This is a genomic window from Micrococcus terreus (assembly GCF_900116905.1).
Taxonomy (GTDB): domain Bacteria; phylum Actinomycetota; class Actinomycetes; order Actinomycetales; family Micrococcaceae; genus Citricoccus; species Citricoccus terreus.
Genome location: NZ_FPCG01000007.1, coordinates 109,093 through 133,103, shown reverse-complemented (window position 1 = coordinate 133,103; position 24,011 = coordinate 109,093). Strand labels below are relative to the sequence as shown.

The following is a 24,011-nucleotide window of genomic DNA, read 5'->3' as shown; positions in this document are numbered from 1 at the left end:
TGCAGGTGGACGGGAGGGACCGGCGGAGCGGCCGCCGGGACGTCGCCTGGAGTGGAGGGACGTCATGGAGCAGACCGTGTGGACTCGACCGATCGGATGGGGTGCGGCCGCCGTGCTGGCCCTGGGGCTGACGGCCTGCGGGGCCGGCGGCGACGGCGGTCAGGATGCTGGCGGGGGTGCCTCGCCGTCCGGCACGGACAGCTCGGCTGCGGCAGCTCCCACGCCGTCCCCGGAGTCGGAGTCGGACGCTGACCAGGCGCCCCGGCTGTCCGAGGTCTGGCCGGAGGCGCGGCAGCAGCTGGATGAGGCCACCAGCGTGCGGATCACCGGGAGGATGCCCTCCGGGCGGGACCACGCGGACATCGACTACCGGGGCCAGCTGGACGGCAGCAACTATCACACCGTGGTGAAGACCGAGGGAGGAGATGTGGTGGATGTAATCAGCGACGGCGAGATCGCCCACGCGCACCTGCCCGACTCCGCCCTGGACCGGATGGGCCCTCCCGGCAGGGTGAAGGAGATGTTGGACGGCCAGCGTGTCCAGCAGCCGGAGTCCAGCCTGGGCGTGGGCGTGGAGATCCTGTTCCAGGACATCACCCAGAACCTGCCCGAGGGCGAGACCTGGGACGGAGAGTACACCGAGGCCACCGTGGTGGAGGAGGACGGGCGCACGCTCTACAGCTATCCGGACACCGAGCGGCGCGGCGTGATCCTCTTCGATGCGCAGGACCGGTCCCTGGCCGGGCTGCGGCAGGGGGAGTCCGCCGTGGGCTCTGAGGGGGCGGGCAGCGCGCGGCCGGACGCCGACACCCTGGACGCCTGGTTCGCCTTCTCCGAGTGGAACGCCGTGGAGCCGGTCCCCATGCCGGACGAGGACGAGACCGTCACCGAGGACGAGCTGGTGGCCCTGATCATCACCGGGGACTGACCCCTGACGCTGTCTGGGCCGCGCGCTACCGTGGTCCCATGGACGACTCGACCGGCACCGCCGGAGCACCGCACACCAACGATCCGGCGACCATCCGCCGACTGATGGACGCCCGCGGAAGCCGCTGGGCCGTCGTCGGGCTGACCCCCAATCCGGCCCTTCACAGATGAGCATGGGTAGCGGTGTGCGCGTGGGCGTCTCGAGGGGTGTGTTGTGAGGTCTGGGTAGAGGTCGAGGCCTCCAGGATGGGTAGCGACCAAGCAACCCGATCCATGAAGGCCTCGACGTGTCTCCTGCTATCTGCGCGCCCGCGTGCGCGCTCTTCGACCTGCCCGACGTCCATGTCAGGGCCGTGGAACGCGGACCACGCTCGTTCACCGTGGTGGTGGAGGCTTCTCCGACGCTGGTGGGGTGCCCGTCCTGCGGGGTGCTCGCCACCGGCCACGGCCGCCGGGAGGTCGTGCTCCACGATCTGCCCTGCGCTGGGGTGACCGTGCGGGTGGTGTGGCGCAAGCGGATCTTCAGGTGCCGGGAGGACGCCTGCGAGGTCGTGACGTTCAGCGAGGTCCACGAGCTGGCCGCGCCGCGGGCCAAGCTCACCACCCGCGCGATCGCCTGGGCGGTGACGCAGCTGCGCTCCCACGACATCGCGGTCTCCGCCCTGGCGGACATGCTCGGAGTCGCCTGGAACACCGTCTGGCACGCCGTGGCCCCGGTCATCGAAGGCCAGCTGGCCGCGGAGGATCGGCTGGCCGGGGTGGACGCCCTCGGTGTCGACGAGCACGTGTGGCGCCACGTGGGTCCACCCGGCACCGGGCTGGTCACCGGGATCGTGGACCACTCCCGCGGCGAGGACGGCCGGCCCCGGGCGCGACTGCTGGACCTGGTCAAGGGGCGCACGGGGGCGGCCTACGGCGACTGGCTCACCGAGCAGGGTCCGGCGTTCACGAGCGGGATCCGCACGGCGACGCTGGACCCGTTCCACGGCTACGCCAACGCCATCCGCGACGAACTCCCTGAGGCGATCACCGTCCTGGACGCCTTCCACGTGGTGAAACTCGGTGGGCAGGTCGTGGACGAGGTGCGTCGTCGGGTGCAGCAGGACACCCTGGGCCACCGGGGCCGGGCCGGGGACCCGCTCTACGGGATCCGCCGCACCTTGCAGATCGGCGCCGAGCACCTCACCGCCAAACAGATCACCCGGCTCAACACCAAGCTCGAGGCCGGAGACCCGCACCACGCGGTGACCCTGGCCTGGCACTGCTATCAGAAGCTGCGTGCGATCTACCACGCCCGCCCCGAGACCGGCCGCCGGCTGGTCGCCGAGATCCTTGCCGCCTTCCCGTCCTGCCCGATCCCGGAGATCGCCCGGCTCGGGCGGACCCTGCGCCGGTGGAAGGCCGCGATCCTGGCCTACTTCGACACCGCCGGGGCCTCCAACGGGCCCACCGAGGCCGTGAACGGGGTGATCGAGACGATGCGCCGGGTCGCCCGCGGCTTCCGGAACTTCGGCAACTACCGCCTACGCGCCCTGCTCGCCGCCGGCGGACACCGGCCGTGGCGCAAGACCCCTACCCATGCTCATCTGTGAAGGGCCCGCAACCCTTTCTGGCGGCAGTACCGGAAACGCCCCGGAACGCGTCTTGCAATGCCCCTCCCGGCGTAGAATTGAGGATGATGAACTCCCGGAGTTCAGCACTCGGTTCACCCACTGACGAGGGGCAACGATGACGGCAACCATTCAGCGAAAACAACGCACGTCAGCCCCGCCGCGCACACGGCTGCCGGTGTCGAACTTCGCCGCGAAAACCACCATGGCCGTCACCGGTCTCATTTTCGTCGGATTTGTGTTCGTGCACATGTACGGCAATCTGCACATCTTCCGCGGCCAGGAGGAGTTCGACCACTACGCGCACTGGCTGCGCGAGATCCTGATGCCGCTCATGCCCTACGCGGGTGTCCTGTGGGTGCTGCGCGTCGTGCTGCTGATCAGCCTGGTGCTGCACGTGGGCTGCGGGCTCCTGCTGTGGACGCGCGCCCGTCGAGCCCGCGGGCCGTTCAAACGCACCGGGCTGCGCCGCGGCGACGCCCTGATGGCGCGCTCGATGCTCGGGACCGGCCTGGTGATCCTGCTGTTCGTGATCTTCCACATCCTGGACCTCACGCTGGGTGTCCAGCCGGCCGCATCCGGGGCGTTCGAGAGCGGATCGGCGTACGCCAATCTGGTCGCCAGTTTCCAGCGGCCCGTCGTGGCCCTCTTCTACATGCTCACCATGCTGGTGCTCACCGTGCACGTGGCCCACGGGACGTGGACCGCCGCCAACGACCTCGGCGCCACCGGCAGGCGGCTGCGGCAGCTCGCCGCGTGGGTGGCGGGACTGGTCGCCATGGCCATCTGCCTGGGCAACATCTCGATCCCCGTCTTGGTTCTCCTGGGAGTGATTCAGTGATGACGGCATCCTCGACCACCCAGCCGCACGCCCTGCTGGACGAGCTGCGCACCGTGGGCTCGGACCTCCCTGGTCTGGGCTCGGACGTGCCCCCGTCCCAGACGTGGGCGGACCGGCGGCTGCACTACCGCATGGTGGGCCCGCTCAACCGTCGGAAGTTCACCGTGGTCGTCGTGGGCACCGGACTCGCCGGTGCAGGTGCGGCGGCGGCCCTGGGCGAACTCGGCTACAACGTGGAGTCGTTCACCTTCCACGACGCCCCGCGCCGCGCCCACTCGGTGGCCGCCCAGGGCGGCATCAACGCCGCACGCGCCCGCACGGTGGACAACGACTCGATCGCCCGGTTCGTGAAGGACACCGTCAAGGGCGGCGACTTCCGCGGCCGCGAGGCCGATGCCTGGCGGCTGGCCGAGGAGAGCATCCGGGTCATCGACCACATGAACGCGATCGGCGCGCCCTTCGCCCGCGAGTACGGGGGCGGGCTGGCCACCCGCTCGTTCGGCGGCGTGCAGGTCTCCCGGACCTACTACACGCGCGGGCAGACCGGTCAGCAGCTGCAGGTTGCCGCCGCCCAGGCGCTGCTGCGGCAGGTCTCCACGGGACAGGTGAACCTGCACACTCGCACCGAGATGCTGGACCTCATCGTCGTGGAGGGCCGCGCCCAGGGCATCGTGGTGCGCGACCTCGTGACCGGGAAGATCTCGGCGGTCACCGGGGACGCCGTGGTGCTCGCCACCGGCGGCTACGGCAACGTCTACTACCGCTCCACGCTGGCCAAGAACTCGAACGTCACCGCCGCATTCCGGGCCCACCGGCGCGGCGCGCTGTTCGCCAACCCGTGCTTCATCCAGTTCCACCCCACGGCCCTGCCGGTCTCCAGCGAGTGGCAGTCGAAGACCACTCTCATGAGCGAGTCCCTGCGCAACGACGGCCGAATCTGGGTTCCCGTGAAGGCCGGGGACCACCGGCCCCCGAACGAGATTCCCGAGGACGAGCGCGACTACTACCTCGAACGCCGGTACCCGGCCTTCGGCAACCTCACACCGCGCGACGTCGCCAGCCGGGCCGCGCGCACCGAGATCGACGCGGGGCGCGGCGTCGGGCCGCTGAAGAACTCCGTCTACCTCGACTTCCGGGACGCCATCGAGCGTCTGGGCCGCAAGGTGATCGCGGAGCGTTACGGCAACCTTTTCGAGATGTACTCGGACGCCACCGGCGAGGACCCGTACGAGGAGCCCATGCGCATTGCACCCGGCGCGCACTTCGCCATGGGCGGGCTGTGGAGCGACTACGACATGATGACGTCGATCCCCGGGCTGTTCGTGGGCGGCGAGGCCGGCTGGGGCTACCACGGCGCCAACCGCCTGGGCGCCAACTCGCTGCTCTCCGCGTGCGTGGACGGGTGGTTCACGCTCCCCTACTCGGTGCCCAACTACCTGGCGCCGCTGCTGGGCAGGTCGAAGCTCTCACCGGACGACGGCGTCGTGCGGGCCGCGGTTGCCGAGGCCGAGGCGGGCGTGCAGGCGCTGGTCGACATCGGCGGTACGCAGGGCCCGGAGCGCTTCCACCGCCGGCTGGGCGACCTGCTGTACGAGAAGTGCGGGGTGACGCGCACCGCCGAGGGGCTGGCCGAGGGTCTGCGAGGCATCCGGAAGCTGCGCAGGGAGTTCTGGAGCGACCTGCGGGTGCAGGGGCGCCCGGACGGCTTCAACCAGGAGCTCGAGCGCGCCGGCCGCGTGGCCGACTACCTGGACATGGCAGAGCTCATGTGCCTGGACGCGCTGGACCGGGACGAGTCCGCCGGCGCGCACTTCCGCGAGGAGCACCAGACCGAGGGCGGCGAGGCCCAGCGCGACGACGAGCACTGGCTGTTCGCGTCCGCGTGGGAGCGTGCTGATTCCGGCGAGACCGGCGAAACGGGGCCGCGCTACATCAGGCACCAGGAGCCCCTGGAGTTCCCCAGCGTCCCGCCCGAGACCCGCGACTACCGATGAGAGGACCATCCTCATGAAACTCACGTTGAAAGTCTGGCGTCAGGAGTCCGGCGCCGAGGAAGGGCACTTCGAGGAGTACCTGCTGGAGGAGGTCGGACCCGAGTTCTCCCTCCTGGAGGCGCTCGACAAGCTCAACGACGACCTCGTTGCCCGTGGTGAGGAGCCGATCGCGTTCGACTCGGACTGCCGCGAAGGCATCTGCGGGGCGTGCGGCGTGACCGTGGACGGCACTCCGCACGGCCCCCAGAAGAACACGCCGTCGTGCCGGCAGCACCTGCGGTCCTTCGAGGACGGCGCGACCGTGCAGCTCGAACCGTTCCGCAGCGGAGCGTTCCCCGTGGTCAAGGACCTCGCGGTGAACCGCAGCGCGCTGGACCGGGTGATCGAGGCCGGCGGGTTCGTCTCCACCTCCGTGGGCACGGCGCCGGACGCGGACGCCATCCCGGTCTCGCACGAGGCCGCGGAGTGGGCGCTGGACCTGGCAGCGTGCATCGGCTGCGGTGCGTGCGTTGCCGCGTGCCCCAACGGTTCCGCGCAGCTGTTCGCCGGGTCCAAGACGATGCACCTGGCCACGCTGCCCTCCAGCCAGAAGGAGCGTGGCCGCCGGGCCAAAGGCATCACGCGCGCGGCCGAGGAGGAGTTCGGTCCGTGCTCGGTCTACGGCGAGTGCGCGGAGGTGTGCCCCGCTGGGATCCCGTTGACCGCGATTGCCGGTCTCAACAAGGAGAAGCTGCGGCAGGTGCTGCGCAACAAGGACGACTGACCCGCTCCCCCGTCGACAGACGACGACGCTCGGTGCCCCTGGGAGGGCACCGAGCGTCGTCGTGCGGGGAGGGTTTGCCGGGCGGACTACATGGCGAGGTCGCCGAGGATCCACATCCAGCCGCTGCCCACCACGGTCCAGATGATGATGATGGCCACGGACATGATGAAGGCGACCTTGAACCACTCGGAGACCTTGACGTACCCGGAACCGTAGACCACCCCGGACGGGCCCGAGGCGTAGTGGCTGATGGCGCCGAACAGGTTGCCGATGTAGCCGAGGGCGAGGGCCGCGAACATCGGCGGGGCACCCGCGGTGATGGCCGCACCCAGGAAGACGCCGTACATCGCGACGATCTGCGCGGTGTTCGAGGCGAACAAGTAGTGCGCGTAGAAGTAGACGAGCGCCAGGATGGCAAAGGCAACAGCCCAGGGCATGCCGCCGACGGCGCCGGAAACCACCGAGCCGATCCAGGTGATGACGCCCAGGTTGTTCAGGTTCTCCGCCATGCCCACCAGGACCGCGAAGAAGATCAGGGTGTTCCAGGCGGAGCCGTTCTTGGCCATGTCGTTCCAGGTGAGCACCTTGGTCACCAGCAGCACCGCGATGCCGACGAAGGCCGCCGTGGTGGCGTTGACACCGATGGCCGTGCCGAAGACCCACAGCAGCAGGAGCAGCACGAACGTGGCCGCCATGATGATCTCACCGCGAGTCATGGACCCCATCTTCTGCAGCTCGCTGCGGGCCATGGTGGGTGCTTCCGGAGTGCTCTTCAGCGTGGGCGGGTAGACCTTCATGAGCAGCCACGGGACCACCGCCAGGCTCACGAGGCCGGGGATCAGCGCGGCCAGGGCCCACTGGCCCCAGGAGATGTGCACGCCGAGCTTCTCGGCGGAGGCCACGGCCAGCGGGTTGCCGGCCATCGCGGTGATGAACATGGCGCTGGTGATCACGTTGACGTGGGCGGCGGTGAACGTGAGGTAGGAGCCGAGCTTCCTGCGGGACTCGTCGGTGTCCGGGGTGGAGCCCTGCACCTCCGCGACGGAGCGGACGATCGGGTAGATCACACCACCCGCGCGGGCCGTGTTGGACGGGGTGGCCGGGGCGAGCAGGAGGTCCGTGACGGCCATGCCGTAGGCGATGCCCAGGGGTGATTTGCCCAGGATCGTGAGGAACATCAGGGCCACGCGGCGCCCCAGCCCGGTGAGCAGAAAGCCGTCCGCGATGAAGAATGCCGCGACGATCAGCAGCACCGCGGAATTGGAGAACCCGCTCAGGGCCTCCCCGCTCTTGACGTCCATGGCGCCGGTGATCATGGCGGTGGCCAGACCGATCAGCGCCACCGAGGGGGTGGGCAGGGGCTGCAGGATGAGCCCCAGGATGGTCGCGACGAAGATCCCGAGCATGTGCATGCCGCGGGGGTCCACGCCCTCCGGCGCGGGGATGAAGAAGATCACCGCTCCCACCAGCACCATCAGTCCGAACTTCCAGAGCATGGAGACGGTGTCCCGACTCATGGCTCTGGATTCGTGGGTGGAATCAACCTGATGGCCGGACATTTCTGCCTCCGAGTGTCGCTCCGGTGTGAGACCCTTCTCCCCACAATTTTAGACCCGTGGCCAGCGGAAATACGGTTCCCTGGTCATGTGGAGCCGACCGGCCTGGTGATTCCCGTCACCGTTCAATAAGGGTCGTGGGAAGCGCGCAAAGGCAGGGTATGGATCGGTTTTCAACCGGCCGTGGGTGTCGACATCGAGGCGTTCCCCGTCCACCAGAAATTTCTGGCGCTGGGTGCCTTACCTCTAGCGGAATCTGGGCTGTCCACCCCTGCCGACGCTCTTTAGGAGCGTGGATGGGGACAGCCGCCGGCTGGTCGCCGAGATCCTTGCCGCCTTCCCGTCCTGCCCGATCCCGGAGATCGCCCGCCTCGGGCGGACCCTGCGCCGGTGGAAGGCCGCGATCCTGGCCTACTTCGACACCGCCGGGGCCTCCAACGGGCCCACCGAGGCCGTGAACGGGGTGATCGAGACGATGCGCCGGGTCGCCCGCGGCTTCCGGAACTTCGGCAACTACCGCCTACGCGCCCTGCTCGCCGCCGGCGGACACCGGCCGTGGCGCAAGACCCCTACCCATGCTCATCTGTGAAGGGCCCCCAATCCGCGGCGTGCCGCGGTGGGCGTCTCCCTGTTCGTGCGGGACACCCTGGGGATGGAGATCATCCCGGTAAATCTGGGCGCTCAGGAGGTGCACGGGGAGACCGGCTACCGGAGGCTGGCGGACGTGCCCGGGGAGATCGACGTGGTGGACTGCTTCGTGAACTCCCAGAAGGTGGGGGCGATCGTCGATCAGGCGATCGAGGTGGGGGCGAAGGCCGTGTGGCTGCAGGTGGGCGTGGTGGACGAGGCCGCCGCGCAACGCGCCCGGGACGCCGGGCTGGGCGTGGTGATGGACACCTGCCCCGTGATCGAGGCGAGGCGCTGATGGCACTGCTGCACATCGCCGAACAGTCCGACTGGGAGGCCGCCCAGCAGACCGGCGTCTACGACCGCTCCACCCGTGGGGCGAGCATCGCCCAGGTGGGATACCTGCACGGCAGCGCCACCATGGACCAGGTGCGCAGCGTGCTGGGATTCGTCTACGCGGACGTCACCGAGCCGCTGGTGCTGCTCACCCTGGACGAGGGCGAGCTGGCGGCGCACGGGCTGCGGGTGCTCCTGGAGCCGGGCGACCCGCAGGACCCGGACAGCGAGCTGTTCCCGCACGTGTACGGCGGGCCCGTCCCGGTGTCCGCGGTGCGCTCCGTGGAGCCGCTCAGCAGGGACTGAACGGATCCACGGGTCGGTGAGCGGCCGGACTCAGCCGAAGTGCGTCGGCAGGGTCGACTCCCATGCCTCACGCAGCTCGGCGATCGGCAGGCTGAACGCGCCCTGGACGTCGAGCGCCTCGGACGCCCGGTCCACAACGCCGATCCGGGCCACCGGGAAGTTCCGCGCGGAGGTCATGTCCTTGAACCGGACCTCCTCGGTGCGCGGCACAGCCACCACGGCGCGGGCCTGGGACTCGGAGAACAGGGCCGTGAACAGGTCCACGCCGTCCCGCTCGAGCACCTCGTCCAGCGAGACCCGGGCGCCCACGCCGAAGCGCAGCACCATCTCGGACAGGGTCGCGGCCAGGCCGCCCTCGGAGAGGTCATGCGCGGCGTCGATCATCCCGTCCCGGGAGGCGTTGATCAGCAGGTCGCCGAGCAGCTTCTCCGCGGCCAGGTCCACCTTCGGGGGAACTCCCCCCAGGTGCCCGCGCAGGTGGGCGAACTCAGAGCCGTCCAGCTCATCACGCGTGACACCCATCAGGTAGACGGCCTGCCCGTCCGCGTCCGCGGTGAAGCCGGAGGGGGTGCGGCGGGAGACATCGTCGAATCGGCCCAGGGTGGCCACCACCGGGGTGGGGTGGATGGCGGTGGACCCGGTGGAGTTGTACAGGGAGACGTTGCCGCCGGTGACGGGCACGCCCAGCTCCATGCAGGCGTCGGAGAGCCCGCGGATGCCCTCGGCCAGCTGCCACATGACCTCCGGGTCCTCGGGCGAGCCGTAGTTCAGGCAGTCGGAGACGGCCATCGGCACGGCGCCGGTGGTCGCCACATTGCGGTAGGACTCGGCCAGGGCCAACTGGGCGCCGGCGTAGGGGTCCAGGTAGGCGTAGCGGCCGTTGGCGTCGGTGGCCAGGCCCACGCCCATCCCGGTCTCCTCGTCCACGCGGATCACGCCGGCGTCGTCCGGTGCGGCCAGGGCGGTGTTGCCGCCCACGTACCGGTCGTACTGGCGGGTGATCCAGGACTTGTCGCACATATTGGGTGCGGCCATCAGCTCCAGCACCGCGGCGCGCAGGTCCTCTCCCGACGACGGCAGGTCGGCTCCCGCGGCAGAGTCACGGAAGCGATCGGCCACCAGAGCGTCCTGGTAGGAGGGGCGATGGTACGGGCGGTCGTAGACGGGGCCGTCGTGGGCGACGGTCTTGGGGTCCACGTCCACGATCACCTCGCCCTTCCAGGTGATGATCAGCCGGTTGGTGTCGGTGACCTCGCCCAGCCAGGAGTACTCCACGCCCCAGTGGGCCATGAACGCTTCGAACGCCTCGACGTTGTCCGGGCGGACCACGGCCATCATGCGCTCCTGGGACTCGGACATCAGGATCTCGCCCGGGGTCAGGGTGGGGTCACGCAGCAGCACGTCGGTCAGCTCCACCTGCATGCCGCCCTCGCCGTTGGAGGCCAGTTCGGAGGTGGCGCAGGAGATGCCGGCGGCGCCCAGGTCCTGGATGCCCTCCACCAGGGAGTTCTTGAACAGCTCCAGGCAGCACTCGATCAGCACCTTCTCGGCGAAGGGGTCACCCACCTGGACGGCGGGACGCTTGGAGGGCTTGGTGTCGTCGAAGGACTCGGAGGCCAGCACGGAGGCACCGCCGATCCCGTCCCCACCGGTGCGTGCGCCGAAGAGCACGATCCGGTTGCCCACACCCGAGGCGTTGGCCAGGCGCAGGTCCTCATGGCGCAGCACACCCACGGCCAGCGCGTTCACCAGCGGGTTGCCCTGGTACACGGGGTCGAAGATCGTCTCGCCGCCGATGTTCGGCAGGCCCAGGGAGTTGCCGTAGGAGCCGATCCCGGAGACCACGCCGTGCACCACGCGCTGGGAGTCGGGGTGGTCGATCGCCCCGAAGCGCAGCGGGTCCATCACGGCCACGGGGCGGGCGCCCATGGAGATGATGTCCCGGACGATCCCGCCGATCCCGGTGGCCGCGCCCTGGTGGGGCTCCACGAAGGAGGGGGAGTTGTGGGACTCGATCTTGAAGGTCACGGCCCAGCCGTCGCCGAGGTCGGTGACGCCGGCGTTCTCGCCGATGCCCACGAGCATGTCCTTCTTCATCTCCTCGGTCAGCTTCTGCCCGAACTGGCGCAGGTGGACCTTGGTGGACTTGTAGGAGCAGTGCTCGGACCACATGACCGAGTACATGGCCAGCTCGGCCGCGGTGGGGCGGCGGCCGAGGATCGTCAGGATCTCCTCGTACTCGTTCTGCTTCAGGCCCAGTTCGGCCCAGGGCAGCTCGACATCCGGGGTGGCGGCGGCGTTCTCCACGGTGTCGATGTTGAACTGCTCGCTCACTTGCTCACTCCTGCGTTCGCTCCTGCTTCTGCTCCGGCCAGTCCTGCCAGCACGGAGGTGAACACGCCCAGCCCGTCGGTGCCCAGGCGCATGCCCTCGGCCGAGTCGGGACCGAATCCGGCCTCCACGGCGTGCTCGGGGTGCGGCATCAGGCCGACCACGTTGCCGGCTGCGTTGGAGATCCCGGCGATGTTCCGCCGTGAGCCGTTGGGGTTCCAGCCCACGTAGCGGAACACCACGCGGCCCTCGCCCTCGAGCTCGTCCAGGGTCTTCTCATCGGCCACGTACTGGCCGTCCTGGTTCTTGAGCACCACGGTGATCTCCTCGCCGGCGGCGTAGTCCCGGGTCCAGGCGGTGGTGTTGTTCTCCACGCGCAGCACCTGGTCGCGGCAGAGGAACTTGAGGTGGTCGTTCTTGATCATCGAGCCGGGCAGCAGGTGGGCCTCGGTGAGTATCTGGAAGCCGTTGCAGATGCCCAGCACGGGCAGTCCTGCACCGGAGCCGGAGGAGCCGTCGCGGCCGCCGGCGGCCTGGACGATCTCGTCCATCACGGGGGCGAAGCGGGCGATCGCCCCGGCGCGCAGGTAGTCGCCGTAGGAGAAGCCACCGGGGATCACGACGGCGTCCAGCGCTCCCAGCGCAGCGGCGGCGTCGGGCTCGGCATGCCAGAGGGAGACGGGCTGACCGCCGGCCAGGCGCACAGCGCGGGCGGCGTCACGGTCGTCCAGGGTGCCGGGGAAGGTGACCACGCCGATGCGGGCACCGGACAGCGGGGTTTCGGGCGAGGAGTAGTCCCCGATCAGGGGCAGGTCGGAACGGGCGGTCATCAGGACTGGACCTCGACGTTCACCACGTCCTCGATCACGGGGTTGGAGAGCATCTGCTCGGCGGCCTCCCGGGCCTGGCGCAGCACGTCCTCGGTGACCTCGCCCTCCACGGTGAGCTCGAAGCGCTTGCCCTGGCGCACTCCGGAGAAGGCGGAGAAGCCGAGTCGGGGCAGTGCTCCGGCGATCGCCTTGCCCTGCGGGTCAAGGATCTCGGGCTTGGGCATGACGTCGACGACGATCGTGGGCATCCAGCGCTCCTGGTGTGGAAGAACAGTCTCTGGCAGACCGATGTATGGGTGGTGTGCAGCCCGTGGAGGAGGGGGGAGGGGCATCCGGTGCCCGGTGCCGTCTCACGCCGAACGCACACCGTTCCCGGTCTGTTCGGACGCTCCGCGAGCTTGCCCGTCCAGTCTACCGGCGGCGCCGGACACCCCGTGCCCTGTGAGCCGGCGGCACTTAGGCTGGGTCCATGTCAGCCAAGAACTCCTCTCGCCCCACCGGTGCCACCGGTTTCTCCGTCCTGCTGCCCCTGATGGCCGGGGCCGTGCTGGCCGGCGTGGTGGCCATCAGCCGCTCCGTCCGCGAGGACCGCGCAGCCGGCATCCGCCGTCCCGGCAACGGGCGCGATGTCGCCCGGATCTCGGCCGAGAAGCTGCCCCAGGACACCCAGACCTCGCAGCTGAGCGCTGTCCCGCCCGCGAAGGGCACTGGGGCCTCCTCATGAGCGCACCCCAGGACGAGCGTTGTCCCTGCGGCACCGGTGAGGTCTACAGCTCGTGCTGCGGTCGCTTCCACGGCACCTTCGCTCAGTCCCAGGAGCTGACCGCTCCCACCGCGGAGGCGCTGATGCGCTCGCGGTACACCGCCTTCGCGCTCGCCTCGCACGGCACGTTCGCCCAGGCGGAGCAGTATCTGCTGGCCACCTGGACCCCGGAGACCCGGCCGCGGGAGCTGGCCCTGGACGCGCCCGGCCAGGGGCCGGACGAGGCGCTGGACTGGGTCCGTCTGGACATCGAGCAGGTGGAGGGCGGCGGTCCCTTCCACGACGACGGCTCCGTCACCTTCACCGCCCACTTCCAGACCCCAGGCGGCACCCGCCAGCAGCGGGAGCGCTCCCAGTTCGTGAAGCGGGCTGGGGTCTGGCTCTACCGCGACGGCGATGTCGACTGAGGCTCTGACCTTGCCTGCACCACACCCCTAGGCGAGCGAGTCAGGATCGTATACGATCGTCGGTGAGCGGTGTCACAGCCGCAGGTCCGCACTCCGCCATCAGGGAAGCAGGCACACCAGACATGACCTCCGCGTCAGAGCAGATCGTCCCCCAGCCCGTCGACTTCACCGAGCGCGCCAGTCGCCCCGGCAAGGTCGTGGCACTCCACCTGAACTACCCCTCCCGGATCGAGCAGCGTGGCCGCTCGCCGAAGTTCCCCGGCTACTTCATCAAGGCCGGCACCTCCATCGCCAACACCGGCGACTCCATCGAGCGCCCCGCCGGCACCGAGCTGCTGGCCTACGAGGGCGAGATCGCCCTGATCATCGGTGAGACCTGCCGCCGGGTCTCCCCGGAGGAGGGCTGGTCCAAGGTCTCCGGCATCACCGCCGCCAATGACTGGGGCCTGTACGACCTCCGCCACGCGGACAAGGGCTCGAACGTGAAGAACAAGTCCGGTGACGGCTACACCCCGCTCGGCCCGGCCGTGCTGCCGGCCGCGGGCCTGGACCCGAAGGCCCTGCGCGTGCGCACCTGGGTCAACGGCGAGCTCGTCCAGGACGACACCACCGAGGGCCTGGTCTTCCCCTTCGGCCAGCTCGTCGCCGACCTCTCGCAGCTGATGACCCTCGAAGAGGGCGATGTCATCCTGACCGGCACCCCCGCCGGATCCTCCGTGGCCCAGCCGGGCGACGTCGTCGAGGTGGAGGTGGACGCCCCCACCGCTCCCGGCGCCCCCAGCACCGGCCGACTGGTCACCCGCGTGGTGGCCGGCGAGCACGAGATGGCCCCCTATGGCGCCCAGCCGCAGGTGGACGACACCCAGCGCGAGGAGGCCTGGGGCTCGCGTGAGGCCGCTGGCCTGTCGGCCGCTCCGGAGAAGGCCAACGACGACGGCCCCGCACCTGAGCAGGTCAGTGACCATTACGTCCCCTCGGCTCCGGTGGCGGACCGCTCCCTGCTGACCGAGGAGCTCAAGGCCAAGATCAACGAGACCGCGGTGGCCACCATCACCGCCCAGCTGCGCAAACAGGGGATCAACAACGCGACCATCGACGGCGTGCGCCCCACCCACCCGGGCCGCCGGATCCTCGGCTACGCCAAGACCCTGCGCTACGTGCCCAACCGTGAGGACCTGTTCAAGGCCTTCGGCGGCGGGTTCAACGCCCAGAAGCGTGCCATGGACTCCGTCCAGCAGGACGACGTGGTGGTCATGGAGGCCCGCGGGGAGAAGGGCACCGGCACCCTCGGGGACGTTCTGGCCCTGCGCGCCCAGGTCAACGGCGCCAACGCGGTCATCACCGACGGCGGCGTCCGGGACTCGGAGGCCGTGGCCGGCGTCGGGATCCAGGTCTACTCCAACGGTGCCCACCCGGCGGTCCTCGGCCGTCGCCACGTGCCCTGGGAGGTCGGCGGGACCATCGCCTGCGGCGGCACCACCGTCCAGCCCGGCGACATCATCATCGGCGACGACGACGGCGTGGTCGTGGTCCCCCCGGCCCTGCTGCACGAGGTGGTCGAGGCCGCCTACGAGCAGGAGCAGCAGGACGCCTGGGTCTACGACCGCGTGGCCGAGGGGCACCCGGTGGACGGGCTGTTCCCGCCCAACGCCGAGTGGAAGGCCAAGTACGCCGAGTACCGGGCCCAGCAGGACGGCCAGGGGACGGCCTGATCCCATGACCATGACCCAGCAGGACCGGCGGGCGGAGGAGGTGGGCCCGGTCACCTCCAAGGCGGATCTGGCCTACCAGACCATCCTCAGCGGCATCCAGCAGGGCCGTTTCGCCCCGGGCAGTCGCCTGGTGCTGGCCCAGCTGGCCGAGGAGCTGGGGATGTCCGTGGTCCCGGTGCGCGAGGCCGTGCGCCGGCTCCAGCAGGACAACCTGGTGGCGTACGAACGCAACGTGGGGGCCACCGTGGTGGGGATCGACCCCATCGAGTACCTGCACACCATGGAGACCCTCGCCCTGGTGGAGGGCTTCTCCACCGCCCAGTGCGCCCCGCTGGTCACCGCCGAGGACCTGGAACGGGCCCGGCAGATCAACGAGCGCATGCGTGAGCTGCTCGAGGACTTCGATCCGGTGGAGTTCACCGCGTTGAACAAGCAGTTCCACTCGGTGCTGTTCGAACACCATCAGAACCCGCATGTGCTGGACCTGGTGCACCGAGGCTGGAACCGCCTGGCCGCCCTGCGCTCCTCCACCTTCGCCTACGTCCCCGGACGGGCCGCGGCCTCGGTGGACGAGCACGATCACTTGCTCGAGCTGATCCGGGACCGCGCCCCCTTCGAGGTGATCGAGTCTGCGGCTCGCCAGCACCGCGCCAATACCCTGACCGCCTACATCGACTCCGTGGAGTCCGGACCGGAGCACGCCTCCGGCACCGGACACTGACCCACTGACCCTTCCTGACCTACCCGTACTGACCAGCCTCCACCGAAAGGACACACTGTGAGCGAGCAGAAGACCGAGAGCTTCCGTCCCAAGAACCTGCCGGAGAAGATCCAGCACTACATCAACGGTGAGCACGTCGACTCGATCGACGGCGACACCTTCGACGTCCTGAACCCCGTCACCAACGAGGCCTACATCCAGGCCGCCTCCGGCAAGGTCGCGGACATCGACGCCGCTGTGGCCGCCGCCAAGGACGCCTTCGAGAACGGCCCGTGGCCGAAGATGCTGCCGCGCGAGCGCTCCCGCATCCTGCACAAGATCGCCGACATCGTGGAGTCCCGCGGTGACGACCTGGCCGAGATGGAGTGCTTCGACACCGGCCTGCCGATCAAGCAGGCCCTGGGCCAGGCCCGCCGCGCCGCCGAGAACTTCCGCTTCTTCGCGGACCTGATCGTCGCCCAGCATGACGACGCCTTCAAGGTTCCGGGTCGCCAGGCCAACTACGTCAACCGCAAGCCGATCGGCGTGGCCGGGCTCATCACCCCGTGGAACACCCCGTTCATGCTGGAGTCCTGGAAGCTGGGCCCGGCCCTGGCCACCGGCAACACCGTCGTGCTCAAGCCGGCCGAGTTCACCCCGCTCTCGGCCTCACTGTGGCCGGAGATCTTCGAGGAGGCCGGGCTGCCGAAGGGCGTGTTCAACATCGTCCACGGCTACGGCGAGGAGGGCTTCGCCGGGGACTCCCTGGTCAAGCACCCGGACGTCCCGCTGATCTCCTTCACCGGTGAGTCCCGCACCGGCCAGATCATCTTCGGCAACGCCGCCCCGTACCTGAAGGGCCTGTCCATGGAGCTGGGCGGCAAGTCCCCGGCCGTGGTCTTCGCCGATGCCGACCTGGACGCCGCCATCGACGCCACCATCTTCGGCGTCTTCTCCCTCAACGGCGAGCGCTGCACCGCCGGCTCGCGCATCCTGGTCCAGCGGGACATCTACGACGAGTTCGTGGAGCGCTACTCCGCTCAGGCCAAGCGCGTGAAGATGGGCCTGCCGCAGGACGAGACCACCGAGGTGGGCGCCCTGGTGCACCCGGAGCACTTCGAGAAGGTCATGTCCTACGTGGAGATCGGCAAGTCCGAGGCTCGTCTGACCGCCGGCGGCGGCCGTCCGGAGGAGTTCCCGGAGGGCAACTTCGTCCAGCCGACCGTCTTCGCCGACGTCTCCCCGGACGCCCGAATCTTCCAGGAGGAGATCTTCGGTCCGGTCGTGGCCATCACCCCGTTCGACACGGACGAGGAGGCCCTGGAGCTGGCCAACAACACCAAGTACGGCCTGGCCGCCTACATCTGGACCAACGACCTCAAGCGTGCGCACAACTTCGCCCAGGACGTGGAGGCCGGCATGGTGTGGCTGAACTCCAACAACGTGCGTGACCTGCGCACTCCGTTCGGCGGCGTGAAGGCCTCCGGCCTGGGCCACGAGGGCGGCTACCGCTCGATCGACTTCTACACCGATCAGCAGGCCGTGCACATCAACCTCGGCGAGGTCCACAACCCGGTCTTCGGCAAGCAGGAAGACGCCGCCGCCAAGATGGACGCCTGAGCCACTGGCTCCAGCCGCCCCCATCACCCCGTACCCACCCCCCTCGTTGAGAAGGACATCATCATGACGAACCCCGCTGACCGGACGAAGACGTCCTCGGGCTTCTATGTCTCCCAGGAGGCGCCCATCGAGACGGACAACCCCATCCAGACCCCGTCGGCACCGGCGCCGGACATCCTGCGCTGTGCCTACATGGAGCTGGTGGTCACCGATCTGGCCAAGTCCCGTGAGTTCTATGTGGACGTGCTCGGCCTGACCGTGACCGAGGAGGACGAGAACACCGTCTACCTGCGCTCCATCGAGGAGTTCATCCACCACAACCTGGTGCTGCGCCAGGGCGATGTGGCCGCTGTCGCCGCGTTCTCCTACCGCGTGCGCAGCCCCGAGGACCTGGACAAGGCCGTGGCCTTCTACGAGGAGCTCGGCTGCCGCGTGGAGCGCAAGGCCGAGGGCTTCACCAAGGGCATCGGCGACTCCGTGCGTGTGGAGGACCCGCTGGGCTTCCCCTACGAGTTCTTCTACGACGTGGAGCACGTGGAGCGTCTGGCCTGGCGCTACGACCTCTACACCCCCGGGGCCCTGGTCCGCCTGGACCACTTCAACCAGGTGACCCCGGACGTGCCGCGCGCCACCAAGTTCATGCAGGACCTGGGCTTCCGCGTCACCGAGGACATCCAGGACGACGAGGGCACCGTCTACGCCGCCTGGATGCGCCGCAAGCCCACCGTGCATGACACCGCCATGACCGGTGGCGACGGCCCCCGCATGCACCACGTGGCCTTCTCCACCCATGAGAAGCACAACATCCTGGCCATCTGCGACAAGCTCGGTGCCCTGCGCCGCTCGGACATGATCGAGCGCGGCCCCGGCCGTCACGGTGTGTCCAACGCGTTCTACCTCTACCTGCGTGACCCGGACGGGCACCGCGTGGAGATCTACACGCAGGACTACTACACCGGAGACCCGGACAACCCCGTGGTCACCTGGGACGTGCATGACAACCAGCGCCGCGACTGGTGGGGCACCCCGGTGGTCCCGTCCTGGTACACCGAGGCCTCCCTGGTCCTGGACCTGGACGGCAACCCGCAGGAGGTCGTGGCCCGCACGGACGACTCCGAGATGGCCGTGACCATCGGTGCCGACGGCTTCTCCTACACTCGCGCCGACGAGGGCGAGGAGTCCATGCCGGACTGGAAGAAGGGCGAGTACAAGCTGGGCCACCAGCTCTGAGCTCACCGTCTTCCACCTCCTGATGAGGTTCCCGACGACGGCCGTCACCTTCCCGCTGGAAGGTGCCGGCCGTCGTCGGGCATCCTTGTCTTCAGCCACCCCCAAGGAGCGCAGAACGCATGCTGGACCGTCAGACACACGTGAAGATCGCCGATGAGCTGCATCAGGCCGGACAGGACCGCAAGCCCGTGCCGCTGCTGACCGCGCGGTACCCGGAGATGGAGATCGAGGACTCCTACGCCGTGCAGGGCATCTGGGCTCAGCGTCAGCAGGAGTCCGGGCGGAAGAAGGTGGGCCACAAGATCGGGCTGACCTCCAAGGCCATGCAGGACGCCACCGGCATCACCGAGCCGGACTACGGGGTGATCTTCGATGACATGGTCATGGAGTCCGGCCACGTCTACGAGTGGGCCCGCTACACCCACCCGCGCGTGGAGATGGAGCTGGCGTTCGTGCTCAAGGACCCCCTCTCCGGTCCCGGTGTGAACCTGTTCGACGTCCTGCGGGCCACCGAGTACGTGGTGCCGGCGCTGGAGATCCTGGACTCGCGGATCGAGATGGAGGGCCGGACCATCACCGACACCATCTCGGACAACGCCGCCATGGGCGCCATGGTGATCGGCGGCAACCCGGTCAAGCCGGACGCCGTGGACCTGCGCTGGGTCTGCGGGATGCTCTCCCGGAACGAGGAGATCGTGGAGACCGGGGTGGCCGCCGGCGTGCTGAACCACCCGGGCAACGGCGTGCACTGGCTGGCCAACCGGATCGCCGGCCACGGAGACGTGCTCGAGGCCGGAGAGATCATCCTGGCCGGATCCTTCACCCGGCCCATGTGGGTCTACGCCGGGGACACCGTGTACGCCGACTACGGACCGTTGGGGACTGTGACATGCCGATTCGAGTGACCATCGAGCCCAGCCTGAAGGAGCTGTTCTCCTCCGAGGCCGTGCAGGCCCGCGGTGGACGTCCGGTGGCCGGCATGTTCCTCTCCTCCGGTGACGTCACCGCAGCTGAGATCTGCGCCGGTGCCGGACTGGACTACCTGCTGATCGACGGGGAGCACGCGCCGCTGTCCCTGGAGGGCATCTTGGCGCAGCTGCGGGTGATCGCGGGGACCGGGACGCTGTCCCTGGTGCGGGTGCCCGCCCTGGACGAGGTGATCATCAAGCAGGTGCTGGATCTGGGCGCCCAGAATGTGTTGGTGCCCATGGTGCACACGGCCCAGGATGCTGAGGCCGCCGTGCGGGCCATGCACTACCCGCCGAAGGGCGTGCGCGGGGTCGGTTCGGCCCTGGCCCGCTCCGGCCGGTGGAACCGCACCTCCGGGTACCTGCAGGACGCGGGGGAGCAGGTGACCCTGTTCGTGCAGATCGAGTCCGCCGCGGGCGTGGAGAACGCCGCTGCGATCGCTGCCGTGGACGGGGTGGACGGGATCTTCATCGGCCCCTCCGATCTCTCGGCCACCATGGGCCTGATCGGCCAGCAGGCCCACCCGGACGTGGTGGCCGCGGTCAAGAAGGTCATCGCCGAGGTCAAGGCCGCCGGGAAGATCGTGGGCGTGAACGCCTTCGTGCAGGCCCACGCCCAGGAGTATGTGGAGGCCGGGGTGGACTTCGTCAACGTGGGTGCCGATGTCGCCCTGCTGGCCCGCGGGTCGGAGGCGCTGGCGGACACCTGGTGCCCGGCTCCGGGCGCCGAGGACTCTGACGGGCAGGCGCCGCGCGGCTCCTACTGAGCCAGGCGCTGACCCAGCCGGGCGGCGATCTGAGCCGCGCTGGACGTGAGCCGTGCACCCACGGCGGCCACGTCCAGCTGGCGGGTCGCGTACACCACCGCCACGGCGGCGGGCAGATGCCCGTCCACACGCAGTGGCACCGCCACGGAGGAGACCCCGTCCAGCACCTCGTCGTTGCTCACGGCGAAGCCGCGCTGGCGAGTCTGCTCCACCTCGTCGCGCGGTCGGACGCCGCCGGTGAGCTCATCCAGCTCCTCCAGGCCCATGCCCGCCTGCACGGCAAGCCCGGGAGCACCGCGGTCCAGGGGGTGCCGCGTACCGGGCCGCTGCGTCACGGCGTGGCCGTGGGAGGGCTCCACCGTCACCAGGGTGATGCACTCGCCTTGGCCCCACACCGCCACGAATGCGCTCATCTGCAGCTCGTTGGCCAGTGTGGTCAGCTCCGGCAGGGCGGCTGACTGCAGATCCTGCTGCACCCCGCGAGCCAGCACCGCCAGACCGGGCGCGCCGATCAGCCGCCCCGAGGTGTCCCGGGTGAGGAGGCCGTGGTCCTCGAGGGTGCGCAGGATCCGGTACGCGATGGAGCGGTGCACCCCCAGCTGCGCGGCGACCTCGGCGATGGTGGGCGGCTCTGGAGCCGAGACCACCAGCTCCAGCATCTGCAGTCCGCGGGAGAGCGTCTGGGAGTGCGCGCCCGAGGTGGGACGGGGAGTGCCGGCAGGGCCGGCAGCGGTGACAGGGGTGACCATGAGGTGGCCTCGTCTCGGGAGTCGCAGGCGGAGAGGTCCAGTCGTCTGGACCTGAGCAGGAGGTGGACGGTGGGGGAGGATGACCCAGACGACAGGGTCTTGTGACCACAGTCACCTAACGTATATGATCTGAGTCACGTGTTCGGTATATGAACGACTCGTTCGATTATAGAACACAGCTCAGACCCTCGCATCCTCTCATCACCAGGAGCCCCCATGCTGTTCCATCACCACGGATATGTCTCCACCGATCCCCGCGTGCTGCCCGCATCCGGCGTCGGCGTGGACCGCTCGCCCGAACTGCCGGACACCATGGACGTCCTCGTGGTCGGCGCCGGCCCGGCTGGCATGACCGCCACCGCCCAGCTGGCCATGTTCCCCGAGGTCATGACCTGCCTGATCGACCGCCGCGACGGCCGTCTGGAGATCGGCCAGGCGGACGGCATCCAGGCCCGTTCCGTGGAGACCTTCCAGGCGTTCGGCTTCGCCGAGGAGATCATCGCCGAGGCCTTCGACCTGACCGAGATGAACTTCTGGAAGCCGGACCCGCAGAACCCGGAGCACATCATCCGCACCGCCCGTACCGTGGATGATCCCGCCGGCGTCTCCGAGTTCCCGCACCTGATCGTCAACCAGGCCCGCGTGCTGGACTACTTCGCCCGCTACGCCAAGAACGCACCCTCCCGCACCGAGCCCTACTGGGGCTGGGAGTTCGTCTCCCTGGAGGTCGGCGAGGGCGAGTACCCCGTCACGGTGACCCTCAAGCGCTCCGGCGAGGCCCCGAACGGCGGCACGGCGCAGGGCGAGGAGCGCACCGTGCGCGCCAAGTACGTCCTGGGCGGTGACGGCGCGCACTCACGCGTCCGCAAGGCCATCGGCGCGCAGCACGTTGGTGCCGTGTCCTACCACGCCTGGGGTGTGATGGACGTGATCGCCGAGACCGACTTCCCGGACATCCGCACCAAGTGCGCCATCCAGTCCAAGCACGGCTCCATCCTGCACATCCCCCGTGAGGGTGGGTTCCTGTTCCGCATGTACGTGGATCTGGGTGAGGTGGATGAGAACGACAACGGTGCCGTCCGCAAGACCCCGCTGGAGACCATCATCCGCAAGGCCAACGAGATCGTCTCGCCGTACTCGGTGGACGTGAAGGACGTGGGCTGGTGGAGCGTCTACGAGGTCGGACACCGCGTCACCGACCGGTTCGACGACGTCCCCACCGAGGAGGCCGGCACCCGCACCCCGCGCGTGTTCATCGCTGGCGACGCCTGCCACACCCACTCGGCCAAGGCCGGCCAGGGCATGAACGTGTCCATCCAGGACGGCTTCAACATCGCCTGGAAGCTGGGTCACGTGCTCACCGGCCTGGCCCCGGAGTCGCTGCTGGCCACCTACACCGCCGAGCGCCAGGAGATCGCCCAGAACCTGATCGACTTCGACCGCGAGTGGTCCTCGATGATGGCCGCCAAGCCCGAGGAGCTGGAGAGCGCCTCGGCCCTGGAGGACTTCTACACCAAGACCGCCGAGTTCCCGGCCGGTTTCATGACCGAGTACAAGCCGGGACTGCTGGTGGGGGAGAACACCCACCAGGAGCTGGCCGGCGGCTTCACGCTGGGCAAGCGCTTCAAGGCCCACCCGGTGCACCGGGTCTCGGACACCAACCGCAAGTACCTGGGTCACCAGCACACCGCTGACGGCCGCTGGCGGGTGTACGTCTTCGCCGACGCCGCCCCCTCCGGCTCCCAGGACTCGGCGGTGCGCACTTGGGCCGAATGGATGGGCGGGGAGAACGGTCCCGTTCGCGCCTTCACCCCGGAGGGCTGGGATCCCGACTCGGTGTTCGACGTCTCGGTGATCTACCAGCAGCCGCATCAGGAGGTCGAGCTGATGAAGGCCCCGCGGGTCTTCCGTCCGCAGGTCGGTCCGTTCCAGGTCACCAACCTGAACAAGGTCTACGGCGTGGACCCCGAGCAGGACATCTTCGAGGGCCGCGAGCTCAGCCGTGACGGCGTGGTGGTGGTGGTCCGTCCGGACCAGTACGTGGCCCACGTGCTGCCGCTGAGCGCCACCGACGAGCTGATGGAGTTCTTCCGCCCCATCTTCACCCGGTGACCTCCGGCTCGAGCCCGGTCTGATCCAGGCCTGGCCTCCCGACGACGGCGCCCCTCCTTCCTGAAGGAAGCGCACCGTCCGCGTGGGGTGAGGGAGCGCTGACCGCCCGGTCTCAGGCCTGCTCGTCGCCAGGGGTGAAGAGGTCCTCGATCCGGCAGCCGAACGCCGAGGCCAGGCGGAAGGCCAGGGGCAGGGAGGGGTCGTAGCGTCCCTTCTCAAGCGAGATCACCGTCTGCCGGGAGACCCCCAGCTCATCGGCCAGGCGCTGCTGGGACCAGCCCGCCCGTTCCCGGGCCTCCTTGAGGCTGTTCTCCATCAGGAGTCCACCCGCTTGGCCCACAGGTAGGAGCCGGCGAAGACCAGGATCATCAGCACGGCGATAGCCATCAGCAGCAGCCCGGTGTCGGCCTGCCAGCGGGTGATGGAGGCCAGCCCGGCGCCCACCCCCACCACAGGCAGGACCACATGGAAGGTGGCCTGGGCTGCGCGGTCGTACCACCGGTTCTCGATCGAGTCCTCGGGGTTGCTCGTGGCGCCTCGGACCGTGCTCCGGTCCACGAGCAGTGCCCAAGCCGCCATGCAGGCGACCGGCGCCGCGAGGCAGAAGAAGATGACCGGGAACAGCCACGTCCAGGCCTCGGGCATCTCGGGGCTGGCCGCACGTCCGAGAGCGGTGGCTCCCGCTGCCAGGGCGAACGCGCTGGCCAGGCCCAGGGAGAGGCTGACGGTGATCAGCCGCCCCGAACCGCCACCGAGCCGCGCGGAGCGTCCCCAGAATGAGCTGTGCCGGTGGATCTCGGTCGACTGACTGCTCTGTGCACCCGTACTGCGGTCCATGGTGTCCCTCCTGCTGACTGAGCCG

The 24,011-nt window shown here is 69.3% G+C and carries 23 protein-coding genes and 2 pseudogenes; 18 read left to right on the top strand and 7 right to left on the bottom strand.

The genetic code is table 11. From position 1 onward, the window contains the following. Nucleotides 1-64 precede the first annotated feature (64 nt). From BM355_RS09605 to BM355_RS09585, 6 genes are all read left to right on the top strand, one after another. A complete protein-coding gene (locus tag BM355_RS09605; RefSeq protein ID WP_091697770.1) occupies nt 65-928 on the top strand; it encodes a hypothetical protein in 864 nt (287 codons plus the stop codon). A gap of 38 nt (nt 929-966) precedes the next feature. Beyond that, nucleotides 967-1,098, top strand: a complete 132-nt coding sequence (locus BM355_RS14815) for a hypothetical protein (RefSeq protein ID WP_281247574.1) — start codon at nt 967-969, stop codon at nt 1,096-1,098. Between the two features lie 116 nt (nt 1,099-1,214). Beyond that, complete coding sequence (locus BM355_RS09600) at nt 1,215-2,519, top strand: ISL3 family transposase (RefSeq protein ID WP_245760715.1); 1,305 nt, start codon at nt 1,215-1,217, stop codon at nt 2,517-2,519. Nucleotides 2,520-2,655: 136 nt separating this feature from the next. Then, complete coding sequence (locus tag BM355_RS09595; protein WP_091697765.1) at nt 2,656-3,378, top strand: succinate dehydrogenase cytochrome b subunit; 723 nt, start codon at nt 2,656-2,658, stop codon at nt 3,376-3,378. Then, nucleotides 3,378-5,372: a fumarate reductase/succinate dehydrogenase flavoprotein subunit gene (locus tag BM355_RS09590; protein WP_091697763.1), complete on the top strand. Its 1,995-nt coding sequence runs from the start codon at nt 3,378-3,380 to the stop codon at nt 5,370-5,372. The genes BM355_RS09595 and BM355_RS09590 overlap by 1 nt, the downstream gene beginning before the upstream one ends. Nucleotides 5,373-5,385: 13 nt before the next feature. Further along, nucleotides 5,386-6,135, top strand: coding sequence for a succinate dehydrogenase/fumarate reductase iron-sulfur subunit (locus BM355_RS09585; RefSeq protein WP_091697762.1), 750 nt, complete (start codon nt 5,386-5,388; stop codon nt 6,133-6,135). An 86-nt stretch (nt 6,136-6,221) separates the two neighbouring features. On the opposite strand, the gene BM355_RS09580 is transcribed toward BM355_RS09585, so the two are convergent. Further along, nucleotides 6,222-7,652 (bottom strand): anion permease, encoded by a 1,431-nt coding sequence (locus BM355_RS09580; RefSeq protein ID WP_091697760.1) that lies wholly within the window; start codon nt 7,650-7,652, stop codon nt 6,222-6,224. 343 nt (nt 7,653-7,995) lie between these two features. Here BM355_RS09580 and BM355_RS09575 point away from each other — a divergent pair. The 3 genes and pseudogenes from BM355_RS09575 to BM355_RS09565 form a co-directional block, all read left to right on the top strand. Then, nucleotides 7,996-8,280: pseudogene (locus tag BM355_RS09575) on the top strand (transposase); the annotation flags it as partial. 9 nt (nt 8,281-8,289) lie between these two features. Continuing rightward, a pseudogene (locus BM355_RS09570) lies at nt 8,290-8,616 on the top strand (CoA-binding protein); the annotation flags it as partial. After that, on the top strand, nt 8,616-8,960 hold the full coding sequence (locus BM355_RS09565; RefSeq protein WP_091697756.1) for a DUF952 domain-containing protein: 345 nt from the start codon (nt 8,616-8,618) through the stop codon (nt 8,958-8,960). The pseudogene BM355_RS09570 and the gene BM355_RS09565, both read left to right, overlap by 1 nt. Nucleotides 8,961-8,990: 30 nt before the next feature. Here the strand turns inward: BM355_RS09565 and purL are convergent, their stop codons facing one another. From purL to purS, 3 genes are read right to left on the bottom strand one after another with little or no spacing between them, the layout of a single operon-like run. Then, entirely contained in the window at nt 8,991-11,294 is a 2,304-nt protein-coding gene (gene purL, locus BM355_RS09560; RefSeq protein ID WP_091697754.1) for a phosphoribosylformylglycinamidine synthase subunit PurL, read from the bottom strand. Beyond that, nucleotides 11,291-12,121, bottom strand: a complete 831-nt coding sequence (purQ, locus tag BM355_RS09555) for a phosphoribosylformylglycinamidine synthase subunit PurQ (protein ID WP_091697751.1) — start codon at nt 12,119-12,121, stop codon at nt 11,291-11,293. Before purQ ends, purL begins: the two co-directional genes overlap by 4 nt. Continuing rightward, nucleotides 12,121-12,369, bottom strand: coding sequence for a phosphoribosylformylglycinamidine synthase subunit PurS (purS, locus tag BM355_RS09550; protein WP_091697748.1), 249 nt, complete (start codon nt 12,367-12,369; stop codon nt 12,121-12,123). Before purS ends, purQ begins: the two co-directional genes overlap by 1 nt. Before the next feature lie 221 nt (nt 12,370-12,590). Here purS and BM355_RS09545 point away from each other — a divergent pair, with 221 nt between their 5' ends. From BM355_RS09545 to BM355_RS09510, 8 genes are all read left to right on the top strand, one after another. Then, complete coding sequence (locus BM355_RS09545; RefSeq protein WP_091697745.1) at nt 12,591-12,845, top strand: hypothetical protein; 255 nt, start codon at nt 12,591-12,593, stop codon at nt 12,843-12,845. Next, entirely contained in the window at nt 12,842-13,291 is a 450-nt protein-coding gene (locus BM355_RS09540; protein WP_091697742.1) for a YchJ family protein, read from the top strand. Before BM355_RS09545 ends, BM355_RS09540 begins: the two co-directional genes overlap by 4 nt. A 122-nt stretch (nt 13,292-13,413) precedes the next feature. Continuing rightward, a complete protein-coding gene (locus tag BM355_RS09535) occupies nt 13,414-15,003 on the top strand; it encodes a fumarylacetoacetate hydrolase family protein (RefSeq protein WP_091697740.1) in 1,590 nt (529 codons plus the stop codon). 10 nt (nt 15,004-15,013) lie between these two features. Beyond that, the gene (locus BM355_RS09530) at nt 15,014-15,724 is read left to right on the top strand and encodes a GntR family transcriptional regulator (protein WP_091697884.1); all 711 of its coding nucleotides are present in this window, start codon (nt 15,014-15,016) and stop codon (nt 15,722-15,724) included. 57 nt (nt 15,725-15,781) lie between these two features. After that, nucleotides 15,782-17,323, top strand: coding sequence for a 5-carboxymethyl-2-hydroxymuconate semialdehyde dehydrogenase (hpaE, locus tag BM355_RS09525; protein ID WP_091697737.1), 1,542 nt, complete (start codon nt 15,782-15,784; stop codon nt 17,321-17,323). 63 nt (nt 17,324-17,386) lie between these two features. Then, nucleotides 17,387-18,553 (top strand): 3,4-dihydroxyphenylacetate 2,3-dioxygenase, encoded by a 1,167-nt coding sequence (gene hpaD, locus BM355_RS09520; RefSeq protein ID WP_091697734.1) that lies wholly within the window; start codon nt 17,387-17,389, stop codon nt 18,551-18,553. Between the two features lie 119 nt (nt 18,554-18,672). Further along, nucleotides 18,673-19,458, top strand: coding sequence for a fumarylacetoacetate hydrolase family protein (locus BM355_RS09515; protein WP_091697732.1), 786 nt, complete (start codon nt 18,673-18,675; stop codon nt 19,456-19,458). Then, nucleotides 19,443-20,288: an HpcH/HpaI aldolase family protein gene (locus BM355_RS09510; protein ID WP_091697731.1), complete on the top strand. Its 846-nt coding sequence runs from the start codon at nt 19,443-19,445 to the stop codon at nt 20,286-20,288. Before BM355_RS09515 ends, BM355_RS09510 begins: the two co-directional genes overlap by 16 nt. Here BM355_RS09510 and BM355_RS09505 read toward each other — a convergent pair. Beyond that, nucleotides 20,282-21,037 carry an IclR family transcriptional regulator gene (locus tag BM355_RS09505; protein WP_091697728.1) on the bottom strand — a complete coding sequence of 252 codons (756 nt, stop codon included), beginning with the start codon at nt 21,035-21,037 and terminating at the stop codon, nt 20,282-20,284. The genes BM355_RS09510 and BM355_RS09505 overlap by 7 nt on opposite strands. Nucleotides 21,038-21,253: 216 nt before the next feature. On the opposite strand from BM355_RS09505, the gene BM355_RS09500 reads away from it, so the two are divergent. Then, the gene (locus BM355_RS09500; protein ID WP_091697726.1) at nt 21,254-23,149 is read left to right on the top strand and encodes an FAD-binding monooxygenase; all 1,896 of its coding nucleotides are present in this window, start codon (nt 21,254-21,256) and stop codon (nt 23,147-23,149) included. A 112-nt stretch (nt 23,150-23,261) separates the two neighbouring features. On the opposite strand, the gene BM355_RS09495 is transcribed toward BM355_RS09500, so the two are convergent. Together BM355_RS09495 and BM355_RS09490 are read right to left on the bottom strand one after the other, a co-directional pair. Further along, nucleotides 23,262-23,465 (bottom strand): helix-turn-helix transcriptional regulator, encoded by a 204-nt coding sequence (locus tag BM355_RS09495; RefSeq protein ID WP_091697723.1) that lies wholly within the window; start codon nt 23,463-23,465, stop codon nt 23,262-23,264. Beyond that, a complete protein-coding gene (locus BM355_RS09490; RefSeq protein WP_091697720.1) occupies nt 23,465-23,986 on the bottom strand; it encodes a hypothetical protein in 522 nt (173 codons plus the stop codon). Before BM355_RS09490 ends, BM355_RS09495 begins: the two co-directional genes overlap by 1 nt. Nucleotides 23,987-24,011 lie beyond the last annotated feature (25 nt).